7 protein-coding genes are annotated in these 11,839 nt (G+C 74.4%); 3 read left to right on the top strand and 4 right to left on the bottom strand.

Features of this window, described 5'->3' with window-relative positions; all coding sequences use genetic code 11:
* The 4 genes from LE181_RS24125 to LE181_RS24110 all read right to left on the bottom strand — a co-directional run.
* The coding region (locus LE181_RS24125; RefSeq protein WP_225663584.1) for an ABC transporter permease at positions 1-1,026 on the bottom strand (1,026 nt) is incomplete at its 3' end.
* On the bottom strand, positions 1,023-1,781 hold the full coding sequence (modA, locus tag LE181_RS24120) for a molybdate ABC transporter substrate-binding protein (RefSeq protein WP_225663583.1): 759 nt from the start codon (positions 1,779-1,781) through the stop codon (positions 1,023-1,025). The genes LE181_RS24125 and modA, both read right to left, overlap by 4 nt.
* A gap of 13 nt (positions 1,782-1,794) precedes the next feature.
* The gene (locus LE181_RS24115) at positions 1,795-2,187 is read right to left on the bottom strand and encodes a TOBE domain-containing protein (protein WP_225663582.1); all 393 of its coding nucleotides are present in this window, start codon (positions 2,185-2,187) and stop codon (positions 1,795-1,797) included.
* A 66-nt stretch (positions 2,188-2,253) separates the two neighbouring features.
* Positions 2,254-4,896, bottom strand: coding sequence for a flippase-like domain-containing protein (locus LE181_RS24110; protein ID WP_225663585.1), 2,643 nt, complete (start codon positions 4,894-4,896; stop codon positions 2,254-2,256).
* 293 nt (positions 4,897-5,189) lie between these two features.
* Between LE181_RS24110 and LE181_RS24105 the strand changes: the two genes are divergently transcribed.
* From LE181_RS24105 to LE181_RS24095, 3 genes are all read left to right on the top strand, one after another.
* Positions 5,190-5,546, top strand: a complete 357-nt coding sequence (locus LE181_RS24105) for an MGMT family protein (protein ID WP_308103309.1) — start codon at positions 5,190-5,192, stop codon at positions 5,544-5,546.
* 208 nt (positions 5,547-5,754) lie between these two features.
* On the top strand, positions 5,755-9,024 hold the full coding sequence (locus LE181_RS24100) for an ATP-dependent helicase (RefSeq protein WP_225663580.1): 3,270 nt from the start codon (positions 5,755-5,757) through the stop codon (positions 9,022-9,024).
* Between the two features lie 30 nt (positions 9,025-9,054).
* The coding region (locus LE181_RS24095) for an ATP-dependent helicase (protein WP_225663579.1) at positions 9,055-11,839 on the top strand (2,785 nt) is incomplete at its 3' end.

Genomic DNA, 11,839 nt, shown 5'->3' with positions numbered 1-11,839 from the left:
GCCGGGGGCGGCGTCGAGGGTTGCCTGGGTGGCACCCGTGACCGTGGTGCGCAAGCGGTGATCGTGGGTGGGGGCGGGGCCGGTGCGGGGAGGGCCCTCTGCGGCTGCATGATTTACGGCCCCCGTCGCCGTGGATGTGAACCCGGAAGGTTGCCGCACATCACTCCCCCAGCTACCGCTGGGGGTGCCCCCAACGCCGCTTGCCGGGCCCTCCCCGCCCCGGCCCCGCCCCCGCTCCGCCGGCGGCTGCGGGTTCAGCCAGCGGCCGCGTAGGGACAGGAGGACCAGCATCGCGATCGCCAGGAGGAGCAGGGATACCGCTGTCGCGCCCTCCGGGTCGTCCTGGAGGAGGAGGTACACCTGCAGCGGCAGCGTCTGCGTCGTGCCGGGGAGGTTGCCCGCGAACGTGATCGTCGCCCCGAACTCGCCCAGCGCGCGCGCCCAGCAGAGCGCCGCCCCGGCGAACAGGCCCGGAGCCACCATGGGCAGCGTCACCGTGCGGAAGACGTGCAGGGGGCCCCCGCCGAGGGACGCCGCCGCTTCCTCGTACCGGGGGCTCAGGCCCTCGAGCGCTCCTTCCAGGCTGATCACCAGGAACGGCATCGCCACGAACGCCGACGCCACCACCGCCCCCGCCGTGGAGAACGGCAGCGTGACGCCCAGGGTCTCGTCCAGCCAGCCGCCCAGCACTCCTCGCCGGCCGTACCCCTGCAGCAGTGCCACGCCCGCGACCGTGGGCGGGAGCACCATCGGCAGCATCACCAGGCAGCGCACCAGCGCCTTGCCCCGGAACTCCGCCCGCGCCAGCAGCCACGCCAGGGGGACGCCCAGGACGAGGGAGAGGGCGAGGGCCCAGGCCGACACCGTGAGGCTGAGGGTCAGGGCCTGGGTGACCTCGTGCGAGGTGAGGCGGCCGGGGAGCGTGTGCCAGGGCGTGCGGGCCAGGATGCCGGCCAGCGGGAGGAACAGGAACGCCACCGCCAGCACGGCCGGCACGGCGAGGGTCAGGGGTGCGCGGAACCTCACGGCTGCTGGAAACCGGCGTCCCGGAGGATCTTCCGGGCCTCGGGCGAGGTCAGCCAGGCGACGAACTCCTTGGCCGCGTCGCCGTGCCGGGACGCCTTCAGCGTCGCCGCCGGATAGGAGGCCACGGCGTTCTGCGCGTCCGGGACGGTCACGGTGGCGACCTTGTCCCTGGCGGCCGCGGCGTCGGTGACGTAGACGATGCCCGCGTCGGCCTCGCCCAGGGAGACCTTGCCGAGCACGGCGCGGACGTTCGGCTCCTGGGAGACCGGCCGGACGTCGACGTGCTGCGCTTCGAGGACCTTCTTGCTGTAGCGGCCGGCGGGGACCTCGGGGGCGGCCAGGACGACCTTGACGCCCTCCTTGGAGAGGTCGGCGAGACCCTCGATCTTCTTGGGGTTGCCCGGTGCCGTGGCGATCGTCAGGCGGTTCTTGGCGATCGCCACGGGGGCGTTCGTCTCCTGCTTGAGGCCGTCCATCGTCTTGGTGTCGGCCGTGACGAGCGCGTCGGCGGGGGCGCCCTGGCGCACCTGCGCGGCCAGTTCCTGGGAGCCGGCGAAGGAGAACGTCACCTTGGTGCCCGGGCGGGTCTTCTCGTAGGCGGCGCCGGCGGTCTTGAAGACGTCGGTGAGGGAGGCGGCGGCCAGCACGGTGAGTCCGGTCTGCTGCTTGGCGTCGGTGTCCTTGCTGCCGCCGCCGCACGCCGTGAGGGCGATCAGCAGGGCGGCGGCCAGGACGGGGGCGGTGGTGCGGCGCATGGTCTCTCCTGGCTCAGGCGCGGTCGATGTGCACGTTGGTGGCCTTGACCCGGGCCACGGCCTCCATGCCGACGGCCAGGCCGAGTTCCTCCACGGCCTCGCGCGTCAGCAGGGAGACGAGGCGGTGGGGCCCGGCCTGGATCTCCACCTGTGCGGCGACGTCGCCGAGCCTGACGGCGGTGATGATCCCCGGGAAGGCGTTGCGCGCGCTGGTGTGCGCCGTGTCCTCGCTCTGCGCCTCGGCGGCGAGCGCCACCGAGAACGCCGCGAGGTCGGGCCCCTCGATGAGCCGCTTGCCCGCGTCGTCGCGTTGTGTGGGGATCCGTCCGGCATCGGCCCAGCGGCGGACCGTGTCGGGGCTGACGCCGAGCAGACGGGCCGCCTGCCCGATGGTGTACGACCGCATGTGCGGCACCGTATGGCCATACGGCCCGCATGTGCAAGGCCGAGCCCCGGGGTGGGTTGGCGTCTGCTAGATCGCGCCCTTCCGGGTCAGCTGGTTGAAGCACAGCCACCCCGGCAGCACCGGCAGCCAGAACGTCATCAGCCGGTAGAGCAGCACCGCCGGCGCCGCGGTCTCCGCCGGCAGTCCCGCGAGGGTGAGGGCGCCGATCAGGACGCCCTCCACCGCGCCCACGCCGCCGGGCGTCGGGGCCGCCGAGCCCAGGGCGTTGCCGGCGAGGAAGACCACCGCGACGCTCGCGTAGCTCAGGTCTCCGCCGAACGCGCGGATGGAGGTGTCGAGGCACATGACGAACGCGGCGGACAGCAGCACCCAGCCGCCGATGCCGTTGATGACCTTCCGGGGGCGCTGCAGCAGGTCCAGCATGCGCGGCACCACGCCGGCGAACAGCGAGCGCACGCGGGTCGAGACGAACTTGCGCAGGAAGGGGACCGCCGTGACGACGAGTACGAGGACGGCCGCGGTGAGCAGGCCGCCGATGACCGTGCGGGAGGGCGGCAGCGCCGAGGAGGTGCGTTCGGTGCCGGTGATGTAGCCGAAGGTCAGCAGCAGGATGATGTGGCTCGCCAGGCCGAAGAGCTGGGAGGCGCCCACGCTGGCCACGGCCAGGCCCGGGCGCAGGCCCGCGCGCTGGAGGAAGCGGGTGTTCAGGGCCACGCCGCCGACCGCCGCCGGGGCGACGAGCTTCACGAACGAGCCGGCGACCTGGGCCAGGAGGGTGCGGCCGAAGGGCACCTTCTCCGGTACGAAGCCGAGCAGGCTCATCGCGGCGGCCACGTAGCTGAGTGCGGAGAAGCCGGCCGCGGCGGCCACCCAGTACCAGTTGGCCTGGTCGACGAGCTTGCCGAGCTCGACGTGGGCGAGCTGCGACAGCAGGACGTAGGCGGCGATGGCGCCCGCGAGGGAGCTGATGAGGGTGCGGGGCTTGATGCGCTCCAGGCGTACGGGCTCTATGGGGGCCTGGGGACGGACGAGGAGGACCTGGCGGCGGATCTGGGCGAGCAGGTCCTCCTCGCGGGCCTCCTCGGCGGCGTCGTCGAGGAGCTGCTTCTCGGCCTTGCGCTCGGCCTTGAGGATCTTGCGGTCGTCCTTGGGCCCGGTCGCCCCGGCCTCGGCGCGTTCGCGGGCCTTCTCCTCGCGGGCGATCCGGGACGCCTCCAGGGCGGCCTCGCGCTCGCGGTGGGCGCGCTCGCGGGCGAGCTGGCGCAGGGTCGCGCGGCTGGCGCGGGTGAGGGCGATGGGCTGCAGCAGCGGCAGGCTGTCGGCGACGGCCTCGGGGCCGAGGACCGACACGGCCGCGGCGACCGCGCGCTCGGCGCCCACGCGCAGGCCGAGGGTGGTGAGCAGCTGGGCGACGTCCATGCGCAGTACCAGGTCGCCGGCGGCGATCTCGCCGCCGCGCAGGTCGGTCAGGACCACATTGCCGGAACGATCCACCAGGAGGGCGTCGCCGTCGAGCCTGCGGTGGGCGATGCGGCGCGACTGCAGCGCCTGGACCTGACGCCAGGCGCCCGCCATCAGCTCGTCGGTGATCTCCTCGGTGGCGGTGGCGTCCAGGGTGCGGCCGCCGATGTGCTCGTAGACGAGCATCACGGCGTCCGGGCCGAGCTCGGAGGTGGCGATGAGCTTGGGCGCGTTGGCGCCGGCGGCGATCGCCGCGTAGGCGAGCAGCGCCTCCTGCTCCAGCGCCTGGCGCAGCGACACCAGGCTGCGGCGCTGGATGATGCCGCGCAGGGCCAGCCGCTGCCAGACGCGGTAGAAGAAGCCCTGGGCCTGCTGCTCCCGGTCCACGACGGTGACGTCGAGGGGCGGGCCGTCCTCCAGGGTGACGAGGTAGCGGCGGCCGCGGTCGGGGTGGGTGGACGGCTCGGCCTCCGGGGCGTCCTCGGTGCGCAGCGCGCTGACGGGCGTGAAGCCCACGCGCCGCAGGCCCGCGAGGAGGTGCTGGCCGGTGGGGCGCACGTTCGGCGAGCCGACGGCGTAGAGCGTGCCGTAGGCGACCGTCCAGCCGATCAGGACGGTGGTCACGATCGAGAACGGCGTGGTGTAGCCGTTGACCAGCACCGCGAAGGCGTCCAGTAGCAGCACGCCCCACATGGCCACGCGCCAGCGCGGCCGGCGGGACATGCCGACGGCCGTCATATAGGCGATGACCGGGGCCAGATAGCCGTGCACCGGGTCGGTGAAGCCGCCGGTGGGCGCGCGCTGGGTCAGCGCGGCGCGGATGGACTCGGGCGCGGCCTCGGCCACCCAGAGGGCGGTGGCCAGGGACACGCCGTGCGCGAGGACGGCGGCCAGGACGCCGTCCGCGATGCGCAGCCCGTCGCGTTTGATCAGCCGTTCGATGGCGAAGGCCACCGGGACGATGAAGACGGCGATGTTGGCCGTGAGCCCGGCGAAGCTGGCCAGCAGCTGGGGCGCCTTGCCGGTGCTCTCGTTGACGTCCTGCGCCAGGCCCGTGGTGGTGCCGTGGGCGAACGCCGCGAGGGCGAGCACGAGGGCGATGCCGACGATGCCCAGGAACAGCCGCACGAGGTCGGCCGGGCGGTGGACACGGGCGGGGAGCAGGGGCTCGTCGCCGGAGACCTTGTCGATGTGGACCTCGCCGCCTTCGCACTGGTACCTGCCCGGCTTCCCGGACTCACCGGCCATGCCGCGGCCCTCCGGGTCCTCGTGGCAGGGCAGCACTGCGGGGGCGCGGGCCTCTTCCGGAGGCTGCGCGCCCTGCTGCTTGCCGGTCTCTTCTCTGTCTCGTATCACCAGTCACCGCCCGGAAGATGGTGGCACGACCCGGCCGGGCAAGGGGGTATCAGGGTGCATTTCGGGGGCGCGGACTCCGGATCGTACGCCCTGTAGCGTCGGGATGCACTCTGAGTGATCTTGTGGAATGTCCGGCTCCGGTGGGTGGCGGGAAGGGACACGGGCGGCTGCGGCAGTATGGACCGGTGAGTGAGCTTCCCGAGTACGCAGAACGCGTGCTGGCCGTCGCCGAGCGCATCCCGCCGGGCCGGGTGATGACCTACGGGGACGTCGCCGAATGGCTCGGCGAGGGCGGCCCCCGGCAGGTCGGCCGCGTCATGGCCCTCTACGGCGCAGCGGTCCCCTGGTGGCGCGTGGTCCGCGCCGACGGCGTACTGCTGCCCGGCCACGAACTGCGGGCCCTGGACCACTACCGCCACGAAGGCACCCCCCTGCGACAGGCCGGCCCCGCCGCCGAAGGCCACGTGCCCCGGCTCGCCATGACCCGCGCCCGCTGGGACGGCACCCAGGACGCCCCCGCGGATGTGACTCCGCCCACCTGACCCCACCCCCCGCCCACCGGCCGCCCACCCGCACCCCGGCCCACGCCCCAAGGCATTACCCGAACGGATGAGGCCCCGGAACGACGACGGCGACTCACCGGACGCCCTGCGCCCCACCCCCCTCCTGGCGTAGCGTCGGTGACCGCCCTTCGCACCGGGCCCTCCCGCAGCACCACACCCCGCACCCCCACCAGGACCGGCAACACACGTGAGCTCCTCCCCGTCGTCCCGCTCGGCGCACCCGCCCGCCCCGGGCGCGTACCGCTTGGTACGCACCCGTCCGGGCGCGGTCACCCCTCCAGAGCTGGACGCACGGCAGCAGGCCGTGGTTGACCACCGCCAGGGACCCCTGCTCGTCCTCGCCGGACCCGGAACGGGCAAGACCACCACCCTCGTGGAAGCCGTCGCCGCCCGCGTGCGCCGGGGCGCCGACCCCGAACGGATCCTCGTCCTCACCTTCAGCCGCAAGGCCGCCGTCGAGCTCCGCGACCGCATGACGGCCCGCCTCGGCGGCGCACCCGCCCCCCGCGCCACCACCTTCCACTCCTACTGCCACGCACTCGTCCGCGCCCACCAGGACACCGGCCTGTTCACCGAACCCGCCCGGCTGCTGTCCGGACCCGAGCAGGACGTCATGGTCCGCGAACTGCTCGCCGGCGAAGTCGCCCTGGCACAGGAAGGCCGCGGCAAGGTCCGCTGGCCCGACGACCTCCGCGCCTGCCTGACCACCCGCGGCTTCGCCGACGAGGTCCGCGCCGTCCTCGCCCGCAGCCGCGAGCTCGGCCTCGCCCCCCGCGACCTCGGCGACTTCGCCCGCCGCGGCGGACGCCCCGACTGGCTCGCCGCCTCCCACTTCCTCGCCGAATACCTCGACGTCCTCGACATGCGCGGCGTCCTCGACTACGCCGAGCTCGTCCACCGCGCCGTCCTCCTCGCCGAACGCCCCACCGTCGCCGCCGACCTCGGACAGCGCTACGACGCCGTCTTCGTCGACGAGTACCAGGACACCGACGCCGCCCAGGTACGACTGCTGCGCGCCCTCGCCGGCCACGGCCGCACCCTCGTCGCCTTCGGCGACCCCGACCAGTCCATCTACGCCTTCCGCGGCGCCGACATCAACGGCATCCTCGACTTCCCCCACCTCTTCCCCCGACGCGACGGCACCGCCGCCCCCGTCGAGGTCCTCACCGTCTCCCGCCGCTCCGCCGACCGCCTCCTGGCCGCCACCCGCCTCCTCACCCGCCGGATGCCCCTCACCCGGCTGCCCGCCGCAGCCGTACGCGCCCACCGCGACCTCGCCGCCGTCCACGACGGCGGCCACGTCGAGGCGTACACCTACCCCACCGCCGGCGCCGAGACCGACAACATCGCCGACATCCTGCGCCGCGCCCACCTGGAGGACGGCGTCCCCTGGCACGACATGGCCGTCCTCGTGCGCGCCGGCGCCCGCTCGATACCGGGCCTGCGCCGCGCCCTCACCGCCGCCGGCGTCCCCGTCGACGTCGACGGCGACGACCTGCCGCTGCGCCACGAACCCGCCGTCGCCCCCCTGCTCACCGCCCTGCGCGTCGTCGCCGAATCAGCCGCCGCCCCCACCCCCACGCCCCTCGCCCCCGACACGGCCCTCACCCTGCTCACCTCACCCCTCGGCGGCATGGACGCAGCCGACCTGCGCCGCCTCGGCCGCGCCCTGCGCGACGAGGAACGCGCCGCCGGCCACACCGTGCCACGCCCCTCCGACACCCTCATCGCCGAAGCCCTCACCGAACCCGAGCGCCTCGGCGCACACGACCCCGCGTACGCCCGGGGCGCCCAGCGCCTGGGCGCCCTCCTGCGCACCGCCCGCGAACTCCTCGCCGCCGGCGGCACCGCCGAGGACGCCCTGTGGACCCTGTGGGACGGCACCCCCTGGCCCTCCCGCCTGCAGCGCGCCGCCCACCGCGGCGGCGCCGCCGGCCGCAACGCCGACCGCGACCTCGACGCCGTCTGCGCCCTCTTCGAGACCGCCGCCCGCGCCGAGGAACGCACCGGCGGCCGCGGCGCCCTGAACCTCCTCGACGAACTCGACGCCCAGGACATCGCCGCCGACACCCTCACCCGCCGCGCCGTCCGCCCCGACGCCGTACGCCTGATGACCGCCCACCGCTCCAAGGGCCTCCAGTGGCAGCTCGTCGTCGTCGCCGGCGTCCAGGAAGGACTCTGGCCCGACCTGCGCCGCCGCGGCTCCCTCCTCGAAGCCGACCGCATCGGCCGCGACGGCCTCGCCGAACCCCTCAGCCCCGGCGCCCTCCTCGCCGAGGAACGCCGCCTGTTCTACGTGGCCGCCACCCGCGCCCGCCGACGCCTGGTCGTCACCGCCGTCAAGGCGGCCGCCGAGGACGGCGACCAGCCCTCCCGCTTCCTCACCGAACTCGGCACCGAACCCGTCGACGTCACCCAGCGCCCGCGCCGCCCCCTGGCCGTCTCCGCCCTCGTCGCCGAGCTGCGCGCCACCACCGTCGACCCCGCCGCCTCCGACGCCCTGCGGGCCGCCGCCGCCGAACGACTCGCCCGGCTCGCCGCCCTCCGCGACGACGAAGGCAACCCCCTCGTCCCCTCCGCCCACCCCGACCGGTGGTGGGGCCTCCACGACCCCACCCACACCCGCACCCCCCTGCGCGACCCCGCCGACCCCGTCGCCCTCTCCGGCACCGCCCTCGGCCAGCTCACCGGCACCGGCTGCTCCCTGCAGTGGTTCCTCGGCCGCGAAGTGAAGGCCGACGCACCCGCCACCGCCGCCCAGGGCTTCGGCAACGTCGTGCACGTACTCGCCGACGAGGTCGCCTCCGGCAGCACCCCCGCCGACCTCGCCGTCCTCATGGAACGCCTCGAAACGGTCTGGGACTCCCTCGCCTTCGACGCCCCCTGGAAGTCCCGGCAGGAGAAGGACAACGCCCGCGCCGCACTCGAACGCTTCCTGCGCTGGCACGTCATGGAACGCGGCCGCACCGCCGTCGCCACCGAACACGACTTCGACCTCACCCTCAAGGCCGCCGGCCACCTCGTCCGCATCCGCGGCTCCATGGACCGCGTCGAAACCGACGCACAGGGCCGCGCCTACGTCGTCGACTTCAAGACCGGCAAGGGCACCGTCTCCGCCCCCGACGTCGAACGCCACCCCCAGCTCGCCGTCTACCAGCTCGCCGTCGCCGAAGGCGCCGTCGACGACCTCTTCCCCGGCCCGCGCCCGCCCGCAGGCGGCGCCGAACTCGTCCAGCTCCGCCAGGGCGCCCCGAAGAAGGACGGCGGCGACACCCTGCCCAAGGTGCAGGCCCAGCAGCCGCTGGGGGAGGGGGAATGGATCGCCGACCTCCTCGCCGAGGCCGCCGGCCGCGTCCTCGAAGAACGCTTCTCCCCCCGCCCCGGCCAGCACTGCACCCACTGCTCCTTCCGCGCCTCCTGCACGGCCCGGCCCGAGGGCCGCCAGATCGTGGAGTGACTGTCAGTGGCCCCCATTAGCGTTTCCGGTGTGACCCCGCGCCTGACCGACCCCGACGAGCTCAAGGAGCTCCTCGGCATCCCCTTCACCCCCGAGCAGCTGGCATGCATCACCGCCCCGCTCGCCCCGCAGGTCATCGTGGCCGGCGCCGGCTCCGGCAAGACCACCGTCATGGCCGCCCGCGTCGTCTGGCTCGTCGGCACCGGACAGGTCGCACCCGAGCAGGTCCTCGGCCTCACCTTCACCAACAAGGCGGCGGGCGAGCTCTCCGAACGCGTCCGCAAGGCCCTCGCCCAGGCCGGCATCGCCCCCCTCGCCCCCGAGGACAGCGAAACCGCCGGCGACCCGCAGATCTCCACCTACCACGCCTTCGCCGGCCGCCTCCTCAAGGAGCACGGCCTGCGCATCGGCCTGGAACCCACCACCCGCCTCCTCGCCGACGCCACCCGCTACCAGCTCGCCGCCCGTGTCCTGCGCTCCTCCCCGGGCCCCCACCCCGCCCTCACCCGCTCCTTCGCCGACCTCACCGCCGACCTCCTCGCCCTCGACGGCGAGCTCGCCGAACACCTCGTCCACCCCGCCCGCCTCCGCGCCCACGACCAGGAGCTCCTCACCACCCTCGACGGCGCCCGCCTCACCAACGCCGACCTGCGCAAGGTGCCCGACACCGCCCGCGCCCGCCTGGAACTCCTCGACCTCGTCGAGGACTACCGCCGCGAAAAGCGCAGCCGCGACCTCCTCGACTTCGGCGACCAGGTCGCCCTCTCCGCCGAACTGGCCCGCACCCGGCCCGAAGTCGGCCGTATCCTGCGCGAGCAGTTCGCCGTCGTCCTCCTCGACGAATACCAGGACACCTCCGTCGCCCAGCGCATCCTGCTCGCCGGCCTCTTCGGTGGCGGCACCGGCCACGCCGTCACCGCCGTCGGGGACCCCTGCCAGGCCATCTACGGCTGGCGCGGCGCCTCCGTCGCCAACCTCGACGACTTCCCCCACCACTTCCCCCATCCCGACGGCCGCCCCGCCGACCGCCACAGCCTCAGCGAGAACCGCCGCAGCGGCGGCCGCCTCCTCGACCTCGCCAACACCCTCGCCGCCCCCCTGCGCGCCCACCACGAAGGCGTCGAGGCCCTCCGCCCCGCACCGGGCGCCGAACGCGACGGCATCGTGCGGTGCGCCCTGCTGCCCACCCACGCCGAAGAGCTCGCCTGGCTCGCCGACTCCCTCGCCCACCTCGTCCGCACCGGCACCCGCCCCGGCGAGATCGCGGTCCTCTGCCGCACCGCCACAGACTTCGCCCAGATCCAGGGCGCACTGGTCGAACGCGACATCCCCGTCGAGGTCGTCGGCCTGTCGGGCCTCCTCCACCTGCCCGAGATCGCCGACCTCACCGCCGTCTGCGAAGTCCTCCAGGACCCCACCGCCAACGCCGCCCTCGTCCGCCTCCTCATCGGCCCCCGCTGGCGCATCGGCCCCCGCGACCTCGCCCTCCTCGGCCGCCGCGCCCGTACGCTCGTCCCCTACGGCATCCAGGGCACCGACCCCGGCCGCCGCCTCGCCGAAGCCGTGGAGGGAACCGACCCGGCCGAGGTGATCTCCCTGGCCGACGCCCTGGACACCTTCCTCACCACCGACACCCCCGACGACGGCCTGCCCTTCTCCCCGGAAGCCCGCATCCGCTTCGCCCGCCTCGCGGCCGAACTCCGTGACCTGCGCCGCAGCCTGGGCGACCCCCTCATGGACGTCCTCCACCGCGTCCTCGCCACCACGGGCCTGGAGGTCGAGCTCTCCGCCTCCCCACACGCCCTGGCCGCCCGCCGCCGCGAGACCCTCACCCAGTTCCTCGACATCGCCGCCGGCTTCGCCGCCCTGGACGGCGAGACGACGCTGACCGCCTTCCTGGGCTTCCTGCGCACGGCCGTCCAGTACGAAAAGGGCCTCGACAGCTCCCTGCCCGGCGGCGAGGACACCGTCAAGATCCTCACCGCGCACAAGTCCAAGGGCCTGGAATGGGATGTCGTCGCGGTCCCCGGCCTCGTGGCGAAGACCTTCCCGAGCGAACAGCCCCGCGAGTCCTGGACGGCCCACGCCAAGGTCCTCCCGCACGCCCTCCGCGGCGACGCGGCCACCCTTCCGGACATCGACACCTGGAACAGCAAGGGCATGACGGACTTCAAGGCCGCCCTGAAGTCCCACCAGCACACCGAGGAACTCCGCCTCGGCTACGTCACCTTCACCCGCCCCCGCTCCCTCCTCCTGGGCTCCGCCCACTGGTGGGGCCCCCACCAGCTCAAGCCCCGCGGCCCGTCCACGTTCCTCGAAGCGCTGCGCACGCACTGCGAGGCGGGCCACGGCGAGATCGAGGTCTGGGCCGACCCCCCGGAGGACGGCGCGAAGAACCCGGCACTGCAGGAGGAGGCCATGGACCACTCCTGGCCCCTCCCCCTGGACCCCACGTCCCTGGCCCGCCGCCGCCAGGCGGCAGAGGCGGTAAGGGCACACCTGCAGCACCTCACCGACCGGCCGCACCCGGGCGCCGACCAGTCGTACGCGGACGCCCCGGACCCGGACTGGCCGCCGCTGGAGGAGGAGTACGGCGAGGAGTATCCGGAAGCCGAAGAGCTCAACTGGGAATCGCTGTCCGAGACGCGCCCGCAGCCGCCGACGGAGCGGGGGCGGGGCCGGGGCGGGGAGGGCCCGGCAAGCGGCGCTGGGGGCACCCCCAGCGGTAGCTGGGGGAGTGATGTGCGGCAGAGTGCGGGGCTCGCACCCACGGCGACGGGGGCCGTGAATCATGCAGCCGCAGAGGGCCCTCCCC

The sequence above is a fragment of the Streptomyces sichuanensis genome (genome assembly GCF_020328095.1).
Taxonomy (GTDB): domain Bacteria; phylum Actinomycetota; class Actinomycetes; order Streptomycetales; family Streptomycetaceae; genus Streptomyces; species Streptomyces cinnamoneus.
Note: the sequence above shows the minus strand (reverse complement) of the source record. Positions and strands in the feature narration are given on the sequence as shown.